The 15930-nt window shown below is 63.5% G+C and carries 27 protein-coding genes and 1 pseudogene; all 28 read right to left on the bottom strand.

All coding sequences use genetic code 11. The annotated features are described in order from the left end of the window. Nucleotides 1–116 precede the first annotated feature (116 nt). The 28 genes and pseudogenes from AOQ71_RS10315 to rplC all read right to left on the bottom strand — a co-directional run bounded on the left by AOQ71_RS10315 (nucleotide 117) and on the right by rplC (nucleotide 15898). Nucleotides 117–905, bottom strand: coding sequence for an SDR family NAD(P)-dependent oxidoreductase (locus AOQ71_RS10315; RefSeq protein ID WP_057745447.1), 789 nt, complete (start codon nucleotides 903–905; stop codon nucleotides 117–119). 344 nt (nucleotides 906–1249) lie between these two features. Then, nucleotides 1250–1666: a 50S ribosomal protein L17 gene (rplQ, locus tag AOQ71_RS10320; protein WP_057745449.1), complete on the bottom strand. Its 417-nt coding sequence runs from the start codon at nucleotides 1664–1666 to the stop codon at nucleotides 1250–1252. A gap of 165 nt (nucleotides 1667–1831) precedes the next feature. After that, nucleotides 1832–2863: a DNA-directed RNA polymerase subunit alpha gene (locus AOQ71_RS10325; protein ID WP_057745452.1), complete on the bottom strand. Its 1032-nt coding sequence runs from the start codon at nucleotides 2861–2863 to the stop codon at nucleotides 1832–1834. Between the two features lie 111 nt (nucleotides 2864–2974). Continuing rightward, nucleotides 2975–3364, bottom strand: a complete 390-nt coding sequence (gene rpsK, locus AOQ71_RS10330) for a 30S ribosomal protein S11 (RefSeq protein WP_007603045.1) — start codon at nucleotides 3362–3364, stop codon at nucleotides 2975–2977. Between the two features lie 121 nt (nucleotides 3365–3485). Then, a complete protein-coding gene (gene rpsM / locus AOQ71_RS10335) occupies nucleotides 3486–3854 on the bottom strand; it encodes a 30S ribosomal protein S13 (protein WP_014494511.1) in 369 nt (122 codons plus the stop codon). Between the two features lie 188 nt (nucleotides 3855–4042). Continuing rightward, nucleotides 4043–4867, bottom strand: a complete 825-nt coding sequence (locus tag AOQ71_RS10340; RefSeq protein WP_057745455.1) for an adenylate kinase — start codon at nucleotides 4865–4867, stop codon at nucleotides 4043–4045. Nucleotides 4868–5145: 278 nt separating this feature from the next. Further along, entirely contained in the window at nucleotides 5146–6477 is a 1332-nt protein-coding gene (gene secY / locus AOQ71_RS10345) for a preprotein translocase subunit SecY (protein WP_057745459.1), read from the bottom strand. 150 nt (nucleotides 6478–6627) lie between these two features. After that, a complete protein-coding gene (gene rplO, locus AOQ71_RS10350; RefSeq protein ID WP_057745461.1) occupies nucleotides 6628–7113 on the bottom strand; it encodes a 50S ribosomal protein L15 in 486 nt (161 codons plus the stop codon). A gap of 61 nt (nucleotides 7114–7174) precedes the next feature. Beyond that, nucleotides 7175–7381 (bottom strand): 50S ribosomal protein L30, encoded by a 207-nt coding sequence (gene rpmD, locus AOQ71_RS10355; RefSeq protein WP_057745463.1) that lies wholly within the window; start codon nucleotides 7379–7381, stop codon nucleotides 7175–7177. Nucleotides 7382–7406: 25 nt separating this feature from the next. Continuing rightward, nucleotides 7407–8000 (bottom strand): 30S ribosomal protein S5, encoded by a 594-nt coding sequence (rpsE, locus tag AOQ71_RS10360; RefSeq protein ID WP_057745465.1) that lies wholly within the window; start codon nucleotides 7998–8000, stop codon nucleotides 7407–7409. Between the two features lie 44 nt (nucleotides 8001–8044). Next, on the bottom strand, nucleotides 8045–8407 hold the full coding sequence (gene rplR, locus AOQ71_RS10365) for a 50S ribosomal protein L18 (protein WP_008549238.1): 363 nt from the start codon (nucleotides 8405–8407) through the stop codon (nucleotides 8045–8047). A gap of 11 nt (nucleotides 8408–8418) precedes the next feature. Continuing rightward, nucleotides 8419–8952 carry a 50S ribosomal protein L6 gene (rplF, locus tag AOQ71_RS10370; RefSeq protein ID WP_057745468.1) on the bottom strand — a complete coding sequence of 178 codons (534 nt, stop codon included), beginning with the start codon at nucleotides 8950–8952 and terminating at the stop codon, nucleotides 8419–8421. A 16-nt stretch (nucleotides 8953–8968) separates the two neighbouring features. Next, nucleotides 8969–9367 (bottom strand): 30S ribosomal protein S8, encoded by a 399-nt coding sequence (gene rpsH / locus AOQ71_RS10375; protein WP_057745471.1) that lies wholly within the window; start codon nucleotides 9365–9367, stop codon nucleotides 8969–8971. Between the two features lie 14 nt (nucleotides 9368–9381). After that, nucleotides 9382–9687, bottom strand: coding sequence for a 30S ribosomal protein S14 (rpsN, locus tag AOQ71_RS10380; protein ID WP_057745473.1), 306 nt, complete (start codon nucleotides 9685–9687; stop codon nucleotides 9382–9384). A 46-nt stretch (nucleotides 9688–9733) separates the two neighbouring features. After that, on the bottom strand, nucleotides 9734–10291 hold the full coding sequence (rplE, locus tag AOQ71_RS10385; protein ID WP_057745478.1) for a 50S ribosomal protein L5: 558 nt from the start codon (nucleotides 10289–10291) through the stop codon (nucleotides 9734–9736). After that, on the bottom strand, nucleotides 10284–10598 hold the full coding sequence (gene rplX / locus AOQ71_RS10390; protein ID WP_011088142.1) for a 50S ribosomal protein L24: 315 nt from the start codon (nucleotides 10596–10598) through the stop codon (nucleotides 10284–10286). The genes rplE and rplX overlap by 8 nt, the downstream gene beginning before the upstream one ends. Continuing rightward, complete coding sequence (gene rplN / locus AOQ71_RS10395; RefSeq protein WP_008549246.1) at nucleotides 10598–10966, bottom strand: 50S ribosomal protein L14; 369 nt, start codon at nucleotides 10964–10966, stop codon at nucleotides 10598–10600. The genes rplX and rplN overlap by 1 nt, the downstream gene beginning before the upstream one ends. 96 nt (nucleotides 10967–11062) lie before the next feature. After that, a complete protein-coding gene (gene rpsQ, locus AOQ71_RS10400) occupies nucleotides 11063–11311 on the bottom strand; it encodes a 30S ribosomal protein S17 (RefSeq protein WP_057745481.1) in 249 nt (82 codons plus the stop codon). Between the two features lie 13 nt (nucleotides 11312–11324). After that, complete coding sequence (gene rpmC, locus AOQ71_RS10405) at nucleotides 11325–11531, bottom strand: 50S ribosomal protein L29 (RefSeq protein WP_027520957.1); 207 nt, start codon at nucleotides 11529–11531, stop codon at nucleotides 11325–11327. A 5-nt stretch (nucleotides 11532–11536) separates the two neighbouring features. Beyond that, nucleotides 11537–11787: 50S ribosomal protein L16 (gene rplP, locus AOQ71_RS47595; protein WP_245316831.1), on the bottom strand; the 251-nt coding region annotated here is incomplete at its 5' end. A 1-nt stretch (nucleotide 11788) separates the two neighbouring features. Continuing rightward, a pseudogene (locus tag AOQ71_RS47600) lies at nucleotides 11789–11950 on the bottom strand (ribosomal protein L16); the annotation flags it as partial. A 29-nt stretch (nucleotides 11951–11979) separates the two neighbouring features. Next, a complete protein-coding gene (gene rpsC, locus AOQ71_RS10415) occupies nucleotides 11980–12705 on the bottom strand; it encodes a 30S ribosomal protein S3 (RefSeq protein WP_014494500.1) in 726 nt (241 codons plus the stop codon). A gap of 18 nt (nucleotides 12706–12723) precedes the next feature. Then, entirely contained in the window at nucleotides 12724–13113 is a 390-nt protein-coding gene (rplV, locus tag AOQ71_RS10420; RefSeq protein ID WP_057745488.1) for a 50S ribosomal protein L22, read from the bottom strand. Nucleotides 13114–13123: 10 nt separating this feature from the next. Next, nucleotides 13124–13402 (bottom strand): 30S ribosomal protein S19, encoded by a 279-nt coding sequence (rpsS, locus tag AOQ71_RS10425; protein ID WP_008136357.1) that lies wholly within the window; start codon nucleotides 13400–13402, stop codon nucleotides 13124–13126. 12 nt (nucleotides 13403–13414) lie between these two features. After that, complete coding sequence (gene rplB / locus AOQ71_RS10430) at nucleotides 13415–14248, bottom strand: 50S ribosomal protein L2 (RefSeq protein ID WP_057745491.1); 834 nt, start codon at nucleotides 14246–14248, stop codon at nucleotides 13415–13417. 12 nt (nucleotides 14249–14260) lie between these two features. Continuing rightward, nucleotides 14261–14563, bottom strand: coding sequence for a 50S ribosomal protein L23 (locus AOQ71_RS10435; RefSeq protein WP_057745495.1), 303 nt, complete (start codon nucleotides 14561–14563; stop codon nucleotides 14261–14263). After that, entirely contained in the window at nucleotides 14560–15180 is a 621-nt protein-coding gene (gene rplD, locus AOQ71_RS10440) for a 50S ribosomal protein L4 (RefSeq protein WP_057745497.1), read from the bottom strand. Before rplD ends, AOQ71_RS10435 begins: the two co-directional genes overlap by 4 nt. Before the next feature lies 1 nt (nucleotide 15181). Continuing rightward, nucleotides 15182–15898, bottom strand: a complete 717-nt coding sequence (rplC, locus tag AOQ71_RS10445) for a 50S ribosomal protein L3 (protein WP_057745500.1) — start codon at nucleotides 15896–15898, stop codon at nucleotides 15182–15184. Between the last annotated feature and the right edge of the window lie 32 nt (nucleotides 15899–15930).

Consider the following 15930-nt stretch of genomic DNA (forward strand, 5'->3'; position numbering starts at 1 on the left):
TGGCGGGTCGAGAGGGGCCAGGGCATGGAGACCCCGTTTTAGCCAGTCCCGGCACGAATGAAAGGGGGCGCAAGAGCAGAGCAGCCAGGCGGCCCGTCCCGCGCCCCAATCGCGGCTTAAGCGATGGTGTTGACGATGCCGCCTTCGGCACGCAGCGCCGCACCGTTGGTCGCTGATGCCTCCTTCGAGGCGACATAGACCACCATGTTGGCGATCTCCTCGACACTGGCAAAACGCTGGATCAGCGAGCTCGGGCGATGCTGCCTGACGAAATTGGCGGCGGCTTCATCCACCGATTGCCCGTTCTGCCTGGCCAGATCCTTCACGAAAGTCTCGACGCCCTCGGACATGGTCGGGCCAGGCAGCACCGAATTCACGGTGACGGCGGTGCCCTGGGTGAGCTGCGCGAGGCCACGGGCGACCGCGAGCTGGGCCGTCTTGGTCACGCCGTAGTGGATCATCTCGGCGGGAATGTTGAGTCCGGACTCCGAGGAGATGAAGACGATGCGGCCCCAATTGCGCTGCAGCATGCCCTGCATATAGGCGCGCGAGAGCCGCACGCCGCTCATCACGTTGACCTCGAAGAAGCGGATCCAGTCCTCGTCCGGAATCTCGAAAAAGCCCTTCGGCTCGAAGATGCCGGCGTTGTTGACGAGGATGTCCACCTCGGGCAGCGCCGCAACCAGCGCCTTGCAGCCGGCCGCGGTCGAGACGTCGGCGGCGATGCCGCGCACCTTGGCACCCGCCCCCTCCAGCTTGCGCACAGCGGCATCGACCTTGTCCTGGCCGCGCCCGTTGATCACGACGCTCGCACCAGAGCCCGCAAGGCCCTTCGCGATGGCGTGGCCGATGCCGGCAGTCGAGCCGGTGACGAGGGCAGTCTTTCCGGAAAGATCGATCTTCATATGTCATCTCCGCTGAGGTTGAAGCGGATATCGTGCGCTGCACGGGCGGGTGCAATCACCGCTCACCGATGCGTGAGAGCTGCCACAACGGCAAATTTGCAGGGTGGGCAAAGCGGCCTGTCCGCCGAAGCTCGAAGAGCGAAGGCGGAAGCGTGCCCACCATCTGCAGGTGGTGGGCACGGCGCGCGAAGCACGCGCGCCTTTGCCCACCGTACGGCACCATTTCTTTGGTTGCAGCGTTCTGACAAACGCGAGTGCCGAATTTGTGGGATTGATTGGCCGAATTCCCCAAACAAAAACGGCGCCCGAAGGCGCCGTTTTCAAACTCAATGCTGCGATTTGGCTTACGCCGCCTCAGCTTCCTTCGCCTGCACCGGACCTGAGTCCTGGCCCTTGGCATCGACGTCGCGATCGACGAACTCGATCACGGCCATCGCGGCGTTGTCGCCGTAGCGGAAGCCCGCCTTGATGATGCGGGTATAGCCGCCCTGGCGATCCTTGTAGCGGGGCGCCAGCACGTCGAACAGCTTCTTGACCTGGTCCTTGTCGCGCATCTCGGAGATGGCCTGGCGGCGCATCGACAGGCCGCCCTTCTTGCCGAGGGTGACCAGCTTCTCGACGATCGGACGAAGCTCCTTGGCCTTCGGCAGCGTGGTGACGATCTGCTCGTGCTTGATCAGCGCGGCCGCCATGTTGGCGAACATCGCGCGGCGATGCTCGGCCGTGCGGTTGAGCTTCCGATGAACCTTGCCGTGACGCATGTAACTATTCCTTGTTCTAGAACTGCCGCGACGGTTCGTCGGACCAGTTGCTCAGGTGGGCTGCCTGCGTTCGCCCTTTCAGTCATTCCGGGGCGTGCGAAGCACGAGCCCGGAATCTCGAGGTTCCGGGCTCGGCTCTGCGAGCCGCCCCGGAACGACGAAGTCTCAGTAGTGATCTTCGAAGCGCTTGGCGAGCTCGTCGATGTTCTCCGGCGGCCAGCCCGGCACTTCCATGCCGAGGTGCAGACCCATCTGGGCCAGCACTTCCTTGATTTCGTTCAACGACTTGCGGCCGAAGTTCGGAGTGCGGAGCATTTCCGCCTCGCTCTTCTGCACGAGGTCGCCGATGTAGACGATGTTGTCGTTCTTCAAGCAGTTGGCCGAACGCACCGACAGCTCGAGCTCGTCCACCTTCTTGAGGAAGGCCGGGTTGAAGGCGAGGTCCGGGATGATCTCCTGGGCGACTTCCTTGCGCGGCTCTTCGAAGTTGACGAACACGTTGAGCTGATCCTGCAGGATGCGGGCGGCGTAGGCCACCGAATCATCCGGCGAGATCGCGCCGTTGGTCTCGATCGTCATGGTCAGCTTGTCGTAGTCGAGGATCTGGCCCTCACGGGTGTTCTCGACCTTGTAGGAGACCTTGCGGACCGGCGAATACAGGCTGTCGACCGGGATCAGGCCGATCGGCGCATCCTCGGGACGGTTGCGCTCGGCGGGCACGTAGCCCTTGCCGGTCGAGACCGTGAACTCCATGCGGATCTCGGCGCCCTCGTCGAGGGTGCAGATCTGCAGGTCCGGGTTGAGCACCACGACGTCGCCCACGGTCTGGATGTCGCCGGCGGTGACGACGCCCGGGCCGGACTTCTTCACGACCATGCGCTTGGGGCCTTCGCCCTGCATCTTGATCGAGATGTCCTTGATGTTGAGCACGATGTCGGTGACGTCCTCACGGACGCCAGCGATCGAGGAGAACTCGTGCAGCACGCCGTCGATGTGCACCGACTGCACCGCCGCGCCCTGGAGCGAGGAGAGCAGGATGCGGCGCAGCGCGTTGCCGAGCGTCTGGCCGAAACCGCGCTCGAGCGGCTCGGCGACGATGGTCGCGAAACGCGAGGGATCGCTGCCAGGGGTCACCTGGAGCTTGTTCGGCCGAATCAGTTCTTGCCAATTTTTCTGGATCGTCACTGTTTCACCCATACAGGCCAGCCGATTTGAAAATTCAAATACTGGCGTTGGAGAAAGGCCGCAGATCAAACCCGCGGCTTCTTAAAAAAGCATCGCGGGCACCACAGCGCCCGCATCTTCGTATCAGACGCGCCGACGCTTGCGCGGACGGCAACCGTTGTGCGGGATCGTGGTCACGTCGCGGATCGAGGTGACGGTGAAGCCCGCGGCCTGCAGCGCGCGGAGCGCCGACTCACGGCCCGAACCGGGACCGGCGACTTCGACTTCCAGCGTGCGCATGCCGTGCTCCTGCGCCTTCTTGGACACGTCTTCAGCGGCGACCTGCGCGGCATAGGGGGTCGACTTGCGCGAGCCCTTGAAGCCCATCGTGCCGGCCGAGGACCAGGCAATGGTGTTGCCCTGCGCGTCGGTGATGGTGATGGTCGTGTTGTTGAAGGACGAGTTCACGTGCGCGACGCCGGAGGCGATGTTCTTGCGCTCACGACGACGAACGCGGGTGGCTTCCTTGCCCATAGAGTACCTTTCCTGAAGATCTCAAACGCCGCCGTAATGCCAGCGGCTACACCTGTGGAACGAAAGGCGCGTGGCGAAAGGGTTTCCCCTATCGCCACACGCCGCGATTGGAATAGAAAACTTACTTCTTCTTGCCGGCGATGGCCTTGGCCGGACCCTTGCGCGTACGCGCATTGGTGTGGGTGCGCTGACCGCGCACCGGCAGACCGCGACGATGACGCAGGCCGCGATAGCAGCCGAGGTCCATCAGACGCTTGATGTTGATACCGACTTCACGACGCAGATCGCCCTCGACGAGATAGTCGCGGTCGATCACTTCGCGGATCTGGAGCACTTCAGCGTCGCTGAGCTGATTGACGCGACGATCCTCGGGGATCTTCACCTTTTCGAGGATCTCACCAGCGATCTTCTGGCCGATGCCATGGATGTACTGGAGCGCGATCAGCACGCGCTTGTTGGTCGGAATGTTCACGCCGGCAATACGGGCCACGGCCTTCTCTCCTGTTGCCGACCCCTCGTCAGGAATCGGGCTTTAAGTGCTTATGTTTCTCGGGCAGGTGTTCACAAACGCGAACACGACGCCCACCCCTGGTCTTCCTGGGGCCCGGCATCGTTTGAAACTATCCGACTTGGATGCGGGGCTTATTAAGGGATTCCGGGGGCTTTCGTCAACCGCCGCTAGCGCTTGGCTCGCTTTTTCGTGACCTTTTTTGCAGCCTTTTTGGCACCTTTTTTGACGGCCTTCTTGGCCGCCTTTTTGACCATTTTCTTGGCCGTCTTTTTGGCGCCGTTCACGGCCTTTTTGGTGGATTTGGCCGATTTGGCGGCCTTTTTGGCGGATTTCGCTGGCTTTTTGGCTGCCTTCTTGGCCGGCCCTGCCTTGGCGGCGCTCTTGGCGTGAGTCCTGGGCTCGATCGCACCCAGCGCCAGGAGCTGGCGGTGGATGGCGCGGGTGACCTCATCGATGGCCATCATGCCGTCGATGGTCGAAAGCTTGCGGCGCTCGGAATAGTAGTGAATCAGCGGTTCGGTCTGGCTGCGGTAGCTGGCGAGACGCTTGGTCAGGACCTCCGGGGTGTCGTCGACCCTGACCTCCTCCCCGCGCTCCCGCATCTGGGCGACACGGGTCTCGACGCGGTTCAGAAGCGCGCTCTCGTTGACACGGAGCTCGATCACGGCGTCGAGCTTCATGTGCTTGTGCTTCAGCAGCTCGTCCAGCGCTTCGGCCTGCGGCACGGTGCGGGGAAAGCCATCCAGGATGAAGCCGTGCTTGGCGTCCGGCTGGTCGATGCGGTCGGAGATGATTCCGACCACGATATCGTCAGGGACGAGACCGCCGCTGGCCATGATCTCCTTGGCCTTCAGCCCGACCGGCGTGCCGGCCGCGACCGCTGCGCGCAACATCTCGCCGGTCGAGAGCTGGACAATGCCATAGCGCTGCACCAGCAGCTGCGCCTGGGTCCCTTTGCCTGACCCCGGCGGTCCCAGAAGTATAATTCTCATCGGCGTACGCCCCCCGGATTGGTGAGCGATACGTCGCGCACCCGTGTTTTGAAACTTCAGCAACAGTGCAAATCATAATCAGCGCCGCGCCGCTACCCATATCATAAGGGAGCAAGTGCCCGGACGCCAAGAAGGCCTTTGAAATCAGGGATTGCGCTGCAGTGAGAGCAGCTCATCCGATGCGACCGAAGGACGGGCTGATCGTCTCGGCGGGCGCCGCGCATCACTTGGGTGGCGAATCGGCGGCGCGGACGCGCCGCCTTCAGTCAACGTGCCGCTCAGCGGCGGCGGCCGCGCAGCTTCGACTTGCGGATCAGGCCTTCATACTGGTGGGCCAGCAGATAGCCCTGCACCTGCGCCACCGTGTCCATGGTGACACTGACGACGATCAGCAGCGAGGTGCCGCCAAAGTAGAACGGCACCGAGGCGTAGGAGATCAGGATTTCCGGGATCAAGCAGACGATCGCCAGATAAATCGCACCCAGCACGGTGATGCGCGACAGCACATAGTCGATATATTCGGCCGTGCGCTCGCCCGGACGGATGCCAGGGATGAAGCCGCCGTGCTTCTTCAGATTGTCCGCCGTCTCGGTCGGGTTGAACACGATTGCGGTGTAGAAGAAGGCGAAGAACACGATCAGCGCGAGATAGAGCACCAGGAACAGCGGACGGCCGTGGCCGAGCTGCGTGGTGATCCACTGGAACCATTCCGGTCCCTTGCCCGCGTTGAAGTTTGCGACCGTGGTCGGCAGCAGCAGCAACGAGGATGCGAAGATCGGCGGGATCACGCCCGACGTGTTGAGCTTGAGCGGCAGATGCGAGGACTGGCCCTCGAACATCTTGTTGCCGACCTGGCGCTTCGGATACTGGATCAGCAGCCGGCGCTGGGCGCGCTCCATGAACACGATGAAGGCGATCACGGCGACCGCCATCACGATCACGATCAGGATCAGGCCGGTCGACATCGCGCCCTGACGGCCGAGCTCGAGCATGTTGGCGAGCGCCGCCGGGAGCTCGGCGACGATGCCCGAGAGAATGATCAGCGAGATGCCGTTGCCGATGCCGCGCGAGGTGATCTGCTCGCCCAGCCACATCAGGAACATGGTGCCGCCGGTCAGCGTGATCGCGGTGGAGAGACGGAAGAACATGCCGGGGTCACTGACGACGTTGCCGGCGCCTTCGAGACCGACCGCGATGCCGTAGGACTGGAACGCGGCCAGGATTACCGTCAGATAGCGCGTGTACTGGTTCAGCGTCTTGCGGCCCGCCTCACCTTCCTTCTTCAGCGCCTCGAGTTGTGGCGAGACGGTGGTCAGGAGCTGGATGATGATCGAGGCCGAGATGTACGGCATGATGTTCAGCGCGAAGATCGCCATGCGGTGGATGCCGCCGCCGGCGAACATGTTGAACATGCCGAGGATGCCGCCTGCCTGCGACTTGAACACCTGCTCCCAGATGTTGGGATCGATGCCGGGCAGCGGGATGTAGGTTCCGAGCCGATAAACGAGCAGCGCACCCAGGGTGAACCAGATACGCTTCTTCAGTTCGTCGGCTTTGGCAAACGCGCCGAAATTGAGGTTGGCTGCCAGTTGTTCCGCTGCTGAGGCCATATTGGACTTTCTCCCGCCGCCTTTTGCGCCGTCATACCCGCGGCCGGGCTACTTTAGCGGACGCCGGACATTATCTGGCGCTTCGGCTTCGATAAGTCCATCGTCCCGCATGCGAAAAGGCCCGCGAGCCGCGGGCCAATGACGCAGTTGTTACGCCGCCTCGCCTTCTTCCTTCGCAGGGGCAAGGATCTTCACCGATCCGCCGGCCTTCTCGACCGCTTCGATCGCGGACTTGGTGGCGCCGTGGACCTCAATGTTCAGCTTGGCCTTGAGCTCGCCGCGGCCGAGCAGCCGCAGACCGGCCTTGGCGCGGCGCAGCACGCCCGCCTTGACCAGGGCCTCGACGTTGACGACGCTGCCGGTGTCGAGCTTCTTGGCATCGACCGCATCCTGGAGCCGGTCGAGATTGATCTCGGCGTACTCGACGCGGAAGATGTTGTTGAAGCCGCGCTTGGGCAGACGGCGATGCAACGGCATCTGGCCGCCTTCGAAACCCTTGATGCGCACGCCCGAACGCGCGGTCTGGCCCTTGCCGCCGCGGCCCGACTGCTTGCCCTTGCCCGAACCGATGCCACGGCCGACGCGCATGCGCTTCTTGCGCGAGCCGGCGTTGTCGGCGATATCGCTGAGCTTCATCGCCCTGCTCCTTGTGTTTTGCGCATGATCTGGCCCGAAAACCGGGATCATGCGCGCTATCTTACTTCTCGTCGACGATGCGAACGAGATGGTGAACCTTTTCGATCATGCCGCGGACGGCCGGGGTGTCCGGCAATTCGCTGACGCGGCCGATCTTGTTGAGCTTGAGCCCGATCAGCGTGGAACGCTGCGAGTGATGGCGGCGGATCGCGCTGCCGGTCTGCTCGAGCTTGATCGTCTTTGCGGACTTAGCGGCGTCCTTGGCCATCGTGATCTACTCCGAAAAGCGTTGGTTAGTCCGCCGCCGCCTCGGCATCGCCGCCGATGCGACGACCCTGGAGGGTGGACACCTTGATGTTGCGGCGCGCCGCGACCGAGCGCGGGCTATCCTGATGCTTCAGCGCATCGAAGGTCGCGCGAACCATGTTGTACGGGTTCGACGAGCCGATCGACTTCGCCACCACGTCCTGGACGCCGAGCGTCTCGAACACGGCGCGCATCGGACCGCCGGCGATGATGCCGGTACCGGCCGGAGCTGCACGCAGATAGACGCGGCCAGCGCCATGACGGCCGGCGATGTCATGATGCAGGGTGCGGCCCTCGCGCAGCGACACGCGGGTCAGGTTGCGCTTGGCGGACTCGGTGGCCTTGCGGATCGCCTCAGGCACTTCGCGTGCCTTGCCGTGACCGAAGCCGGCGCGGCCCTTCTGATCGCCGATCACGACCAGCGCTGCGAAACCGAAGCGCTTGCCGCCCTTGACGACCTTGGCCACGCGATTGATGTGGACGAGCTTGTCGACGAACTCGCTGTCGCGCTCCTCGCGCTCCTTGCGTTCACGTCCGCCGCCGCGTTGATCGCGTCCACCACGTTGTTCGCGTTCTGCCATTTTTCCAATCCTTCAGAGGCTTGCGCCTCAATCCTCAAATTCTGTTAGAAGCTCAGCCCGCTCTCACGCGCAGCGTCGGCGAGAGCCTTGACGCGCCCGTGGTAGAGGTAGCTGCCGCGATCGAACACGACTTCCTTGACGCCCTTCTCGGCAGCGCGCTCGGCCAGCAGCTTGCCGACCGCCTTCGCCGCATCGATGTCGGCGCCGGTCTTGCCGCCGTCGCGCATCGCCTTCTCGAGCGAGGAGGCAGAGGCCAGCGTCTCGCCCTTCAGATCGTCGATGACCTGGGCGTAGATGTGCTTGGACGAGCGGAACACCGACAGACGCGGACGACCACCGCCGGAGCGGCGCAGCTTCAGCCGCACACTCCGCTTGCGCCGGGCATTGGTAACCTTGGCTTTGGACATGACCGGCTCCGTTACTTCTTCTTGCCTTCCTTGCGGAAGATGAATTCGCCCACATACTTCACGCCCTTGCCCTTGTAGGGCTCCGGCGGACGATAGGAGCGGATCTCGGCGGCAACCTGGCCGACGCGCTGGATGTCGCTGCCCGACACCGTGATTTCGGTCGGCTTCGGCACGGCGATCGTGATCCCTTCCGGGATCGGATAGATCACGTCGTGGCTGTAACCGAGCGCGAGCTGCAGGTTCTTGCCCTGCATCGCGGCGCGGTAACCGACGCCGGTGATCTCGAGCTTCTTCTCGAAGCCCTTGGTCACGCCTTCGACCAGATTCGCGACCTGGGCGCGAGCGGTGCCATACAGCGCCCGCGCGCGATTGGTCTCGGCCCGCGGCTTGACCTTGACCTGGCCGTTCTCGAGCTTCACCTCGACGTCGTCATGGACGACGAACTGAAGCTGGCCCTTCGGCCCCTTCATCTTGACGGTCTGCCCATCGACGGTCGCGGTCACACCGGACGGCACCGCCACAGGCTTTTTGCCAACTCGTGACATGGATCAAAAACCCTTCTCAGAACACCGTGAAGAGGACTTCACCGCCCACGTTCGCTTCACGCGCACTGTGGTCGGCCATGATCCCCTTCGGCGTCGACAACACCGAAATACCGAGCCCGTTATTGACCCGCGGCAGGTTCTTCACCGAGGCGTACACGCGACGCCCGGGCTTGGAGACACGTTCGATCTCGCGGATGACGGGCTCGCCGTCGAAATACTTCAGCTCGATCTCGATCTCGCTGCGGCCCGAGGCGTGCTCGAGGGTCGCGTAACCGCGGATATAGCCCTCGCTCTTGAGCACTTCGAGGACGTTCTCGCGCATCTTCGAGCCCGGTGTGGAGACCTTGCTCTTGGAGCGCATCTGCGCGTTGCGGATGCGGGTGATCAGATCGCTGATTGGATCGTGCGTAGACATCTAAACGACCCTCCTTACCAGCTCGACTTCACGAGGCCCGGGACCATGCCCTTGGAGCCAAGGTCGCGGAGCGCGATACGGGACAGCTTGTTCTTGCGATAGTTCGAGCGCGGGCGCCCCGACAGCTCGCAACGCAGACGGATGCGGGTGGCCGACGAATTGCGCGGCATTTCCGCAAGCTTCAGGGTCGCGGCGAACCGCTCCTCCATCGGCAGCGTCTTGTCGGCGATGATCGCCTTCAACCGCTCGCGCTTCGGGGCGGCGTTCTTCACCATCCGCTTGCGCCGGTTGTTCTTCTCGACTGAACTCTTCTTTGCCATGCTTGGCTCCTGGGTATCCGCGTTTGAGAGGCTTTAGGTCAGCGTCTCACTGCCGGAACGGGAAATTGAAAGCGGTCAACAAGGCCCTCGCCTCTTCGTCGGTCTTGGCCGTGGTGCAGACGGTGATGTCCATACCGCGGGCTTCCGTGACCTTGTCGAAGTCGATCTCGGGGAAAATGATGTGCTCCTTGATGCCGAGCGAGTAGTTGCCGCGGCCGTCAAAGCTCTTCGGGTTCAGGCCGCGGAAGTCGCGGACGCGCGGCAGCGCGACGTTGACCAGGCGATCGATGAACTCGTACATGCGGGCCTTGCGCAGCGTGACCTTGCAGCCGATCGGCTGGTTCTCACGCAGCTTGAAGGTCGCGATCGCGATCCGCGAGTAGGTCACGATCGCCTTCTGGCCGGCGATCTGGGTCAGCTCGGCAGCGGCGGTCTCGGCCTTCTTGCGGTCGTTGACGGAGTCGCCGACGCCCATGTTCAGCACGACCTTGTCCAGACGCGGAACCTGCATGACGTTCTGATAACCGAACTTCTCGGTCAACGCCGTGCGGATCTTCGCATCGTATTCCGCGCGCAGGCGCGGGGTGTAAGCGGTCTCAGCCATCGATCTCAGCTCCCGAGCTCTTGGCGATGCGAACCTTCTTGCCGTCCGCCAGAATCTTGAATCCGACGCGGGTCGGCTTTCCGTCCTTGCCGACATACGCGATGTTGGACAGTTGGATCGGCGCCTCTTTCGAGATGATGCCGCCCTCCTGGGCCTGCGTCTGCTTCTGGTGACGCTTGACCATGTTGATGCCGCGCACGAGCGCCGTGCCGGCGTCGGGGCGAACTTCGAACACTTCGCCGGTGCGGCCCTTGTCGCGACCGGTCAGCACGACGACCTTGTCGCCCTTGCGGATCTTCGCAGCCATCACAGCACCTCCGGCGCGAGCGAAATGATCTTCATGTGGTTCTTCGCACGCAGCTCGCGCGGCACGGGCCCGAAGATACGGGTGCCGACCGGCTCGGCCTGGTTGTTGATCAGGACGGCGGCGTTCCGGTCGAAGCGGATGACCGAACCGTCGGCGCGGCGGATGTCCTTGCGGACGCGCACCACGACGGCCTTCATCACGTCGCCCTTCTTCACCTTGCCACGCGGAATGGCTTCCTTGATCGAGACGACGATGATGTCGCCGATCGTGGCGTAGCGGCGCTTGGAGCCTCCGAGCACCTTGATACACATGACACGGCGTGCGCCAGAATTATCGGCCACGTCGAGGTTGGTCTGCATCTGAATCATTGATGCACCTCGTCCTCTTTCTCTTTGCGCCAGCCTAGCCGGCGCTCAACATTTCCCTGAAGTCGGTCGGCCAAATGAACGGCCAAGGCCAACAGATCAGGCGCTTTTCTTGTGTTCGCCCCGGATCACGATCCAGCACTTCAACTTCGAGATCGGCTTGGTCTCTTCGATCCAGACCATGTCGCCCGGCTTGAACTCGTTGTTCTCGTCGTGCGCGTGGTAGTTCTTCGAACGGCGGATCGTCTTCTTGTAGATCGGGTGCGTGAAGCGGCGATCGACGCGCACCACGACGGTCTTGGCAGTCTTGTCGCTGACGACCACGCCTTGCAAAGTACGTTTCGGCATATCCGTTAGCCCCTTACTTCTTCTTCGCGCGCTGCTGCGCGGCGACGGTCTTGATCCGGGCGATGTCGCGGCGAGCCTCGCGCAGACGCGAGGTGTTCTCGAGCTGCCCGGTGGCACGCTGGAAGCGCAGGTTGAAGCGCTCCTTCTTCAGGTTCAGGACGGCATCGTCCTGCTGGTCGGGGCTCATCGCGCGGATGTCTTCGATCTTCATCTGGGCCATGGCCATTACTCCGCAATGCGCTCGACGAAGCGCGTCTTGATCGGCAGCTTGGCGGCCGCGAGCGTCAGCGCTTCGCGCGCCGTCTGGGTGTTGACGCCGTCGATCTCGAACAGCACCCGGCCCGGCTTGACGCGGGCGACCCACAATTCCGGCGAGCCCTTGCCGGAGCCCATGCGGACTTCGGCCGGCTTCTTCGACACCGGAACGTCGGGGAACACGCGGATCCAGACGCGGCCGGCGCGCTTCATGTGGCGGGNCAGCGCGCGGCGGGCGGCTTCGATCTGGCGCGCGGTGACGCGCTCCGGCTCGGTCGCCTTCAGGCCGAACTGGCCGAACGCCAACGTCGCACCCGACGACGCAACGCCGTGGATACGGCCCTTATGCGCCTTCCGGAACTTCGTTTTCTTAGGTTGCATCATGGCTTTAAGCCCTCAAATTCCTGTGCTGATCAGGCCGCAGCCGTATCGCGGCGCTGACGGCCACCGCGATCGCCACTGCCACCCGTCTCGCCCTCGGCCATTCTCTTGTCCTGGGCCATCGGATCGTGCTCGAGGATCTCGCCCTTGAAGATCCAGACCTTGACGCCGCAGGTGCCGAAGGTCGTGAACGCGGTCGCAACGCCGTAGTCGATGTCGGCGCGCAGCGTGTGCAGCGGCACGCGGCCTTCGCGATACCACTCCATGCGCGCGATTTCCGCACCGCCCAGACGTCCCGAGCAGTTGATGCGGATGCCTTCCGCGCCGAGACGCATCGCCGACTGCACGGCGCGCTTCATGGCACGGCGGAATGCCACGCGGCGCTCCAGCTGCTGCGCGATCGACTCGGCCACCAGCGTCGCATCGAGCTCCGGCTTGCGGATTTCGACGATGTTGATGACGACGTCGGACGAGGTGATGTCCGCGACCTTCTTGCGCAGCTTGTCGATGTCCGCGCCCTTCTTGCCGATCACCACGCCCGGACGAGCCGAGTGGATGGTGACGCGGCATTTCTTGTGCGGACGCTCGATCACGATGCGGGCGACGGCTGCCTGCTTGAGCTCCTTGTGCAGGATCTCGCGGATCTTGACGTCCTCGTGCAGCAGCTTGCCGTATTCCTGCTTGCCGGCGAACCAGCGGGAATCCCAGGTCCGGTTGATGCCGAGACGCAGACCGATCGGATTGATCTTTTGACCCATCGTTTTCTCCTGCGACCCTTAAGCCGCTGCTGCTTCGGCTTCGACCTGACGAACAATGATCGTCAGCTGCGAAAATGGTTTGTAGACACGGCCCGAACGGCCACGGCCGCGGGCGGCAAAGCGCTTCATCACGAGGCCGTTGCCGACGAAGGCCTGCGCCACGACGAGATCATCGACGTCGAGGTCGTGGTTGTTCTCGGCATTGGCGATCGCCGATTCCAGGCACTTCTTCACGTCGACCGCGATCCGCTTGCGCGAGAACTGCAGGTCGGCGAGCGCAGCGGAAGCCTTCCGGCCGCGAATGAGCTGGGCGACCAGGTTGAGCTTCTGCGGGCTCACCCGCAGCATCCGGGCGACCGCCTTGGCCTCGTTCTCGGCGAGACTCCGTTCGCGCTTAGGTTTGCTCATCGTTTAATCCTCAAGCCTTCTTGGCTTTCTTGTCGCCGGAGTGGCCATGGAAGGTCCGGGTCGGCGAGAACTCGCCGAACTTGTGACCGACCATTTCCTCGTTGACGGCCACCGGCACGTGCTTCTGACCGTTGTAGACGCCGAAGGTCAGGCCGACGAATTGCGGCAGGATCGTCGAGCGACGGCTCCAGATCTTGATGACGTCGTGACGGCCGGACGCTCGGGCGGCATCTGCCTTCTTGAGCAGAGAACCCTCGACGAACGGGCCTTTCCAGACTGAACGAACCATGTCCGGCGTTCCTTACTTCTTCCGCTTGTGGCGGCTTAGGAGAATGAATTTGTTGGTCGACTTGTTGGTGCGGGTCTTCTTGCCCTTGGTCGGCTTGCCCCACGGGGTGACCGGGTGGCGACCGCCCGAGGTGCGACCTTCACCACCGCCGTGCGGATGGTCGATCGGGTTCATGGCGACACCGCGGTTGTGCGGGCGACGGCCCATCCAACGCTTGCGACCGGCCTTGCCGATCGAGGTGTTCATGTGGTCCGGGTTCGACACCGCGCCGATCGTGCCGCGGCAACGGCCGTGCACCAGGCGCTGCTCACCCGAGTTGAGGCGAATGATGACGTAGTCCTGGTCGCGGCCAACCAGCTGGGCGTAGGTGCCGGCGGAACGGGCGAGCTGGCCGCCCTTCCCGATCTTGACCTCGATGTTGTGGATGATCGTGCCGACCGGCATGTTGCCCAGCGGCATGACGTTGCCCGGCTTCACGTCGACATAGTTGCCGGCGACGATGGTGTCACCCACGGCCAGGCGCTGCGGCGCCAGGATGTAGGCCTGCTCGCCGTCCTGATACTTGATCAGAGCGATGAAGCCGGTGCGGTTCGGATCGTACTCCAGCCGCTCGACGGTCGCGGGAACGTCGGTCTTCTCGCGCTTGAAGTCGACGGTGCGCAGCGTCTGCTTGTGGCCACCGCCACGGAAGCGCACGGTAATGCGGCCGGTGTTGTTGCGGCCACCCGAGGACTTCTTGCCTTCGGTGAGCGCCTTGAGCGGCTTGCCCTTGTAGAGCGCCGAACGATCGACCATCACCAGCTGGCGCTGGCCCGGCGTCGTGGGATTGAATGTCTTCAGTGCCATCGTCGTGCGACCTTACAGACCGGTGGTGACGTCGATCCGGTGGCCCTCTTCGAGGGTCACGATCGCGCGCTTGGTGTTCGACTGCGAGCCGAGATTGCCGCGGAAGACCTTGACCTTGCCCTTGCGGACCAGCGTGTTGACGCTCTTGACCTTGACGTCGAAGAGCTTCTCGACCGCTTCCTTGATCTGCGGCTTGGTCGCCTTGGCGGCCACCTTGAACAGGACCTTGTTGTGCTCCGACGCCAGCGTCGCCTTTTCGGTGACGACAGGGGCGACGATCACGTCGTAGTGCCGAGGCTCGATGTTCTTGCTCATTTGAAGCGCGCCTCCAGCGCATCGATGGCGGCCTTGGTCAGAACGAGCTTCTGACGGCGCAGGATGTCATAGACGTTGATGCCCTGGATCGGCAGCACGTCCATGTTCGGGATGTTGCGGGCCGCAGCGGCGAAGCCGTTGTTGAGCTCGGCGCCGTCGATGATCAGCGCGTTGGTCAAGCCGAGGCCCGAGAAGTGACCGAGCAGCGCCTTGGTCTTGGCGGCTTCCAGCGCGGCCTTCTCGATCACGAGCAGATCGCCGTCCTTGGCCTTGGCCGACAGCGCATGCTTGAGAGCGAGCGCGCGGACCTTCTTCGGCAGGTCGGTGGCGTGCGAACGCACGACCGGACCGAAGGCACGACCGCCGCCGCGGAACTGCGGCACGCGGGCCGAGCCGTGACGAGCACCGCCGGTGCCCTTCTGCTTGTACATCTTCTTGCCGGTGCGCCAGATCTCGGCGCGGCCCTTGGCCTTGTGCGTACCGGCCTGGCGCTTGTTGAGCTGCCACTGCACGCAACGCGCAATGATGTCCTGTCGCGGCTCGAGGCCGAAAATGGCGTCGGACAGCTGGACCGAGCCAGCTTCCTTACCCTCAAGGGTGGTGACCTTCAGTTCCATCTCACGCACCCTCTTGCTGGGCCGCAGCCTCGGCTTCGCCGCCCGCAACCTTGAACTTGCCGGGCTTCGGAGCTTCCTTCGGCAGCGGCTTCTTGACGGCGTCGCGCACGCGGATCCAGCCGCCCTTGGAGCCGGGAACGGCGCCTTCGACGAGGATCAGGCCACGCTCGACATCGGTCTGGACGACGCGAAGGTTCAGCGTGGTGATGCGGTCGACACCCATGTGGCCGGGCATCTTCTTGTTCTTCCAGGTCTTGCCGGGATCCTGACGACCACCGGTCGAACCGATCGAACGGTGCGAGATCGACACACCGTGCGTGGCGCGCAGACCGCCGAAATTCCAGCGCTTCATACCGCCGGCGAAGCCCTTACCGACCGAAGTGCCGGTGACGTCGACGAACTGGCCGACGACGAAGTGATCGGCCTGGATCTCGGCGCCAACGGGGATCATGGCGTCCGCGCTGACGCGGAACTCCTCGACCTGGCGCTTCGGCTCGACCTTGGCGACCGCGAACTGGCCGCGCTCCGCCTTGGGCATGTACACGGTCTTGCGGCTGCCAGAACCCAGCTGGAGCGCGACGTAACCGTTCTTCTCTTCAGTGCGGTGGCCTACGACCTGGCAATTGCCGAGCTTCAGCACGGTCACGGGGATATGTTCGCCGGCCTCTGTAAAGACCCGCGTCATCCCGACCTTTTGTGCGATCACTCCGGAGCGCATCGGCGTGCTTCCTGTTCTTTCTGTCCGCTAGG

The organism is Bradyrhizobium manausense (genome assembly GCF_001440035.1).
GTDB lineage: Bacteria > Pseudomonadota > Alphaproteobacteria > Rhizobiales > Xanthobacteraceae > Bradyrhizobium > Bradyrhizobium manausense.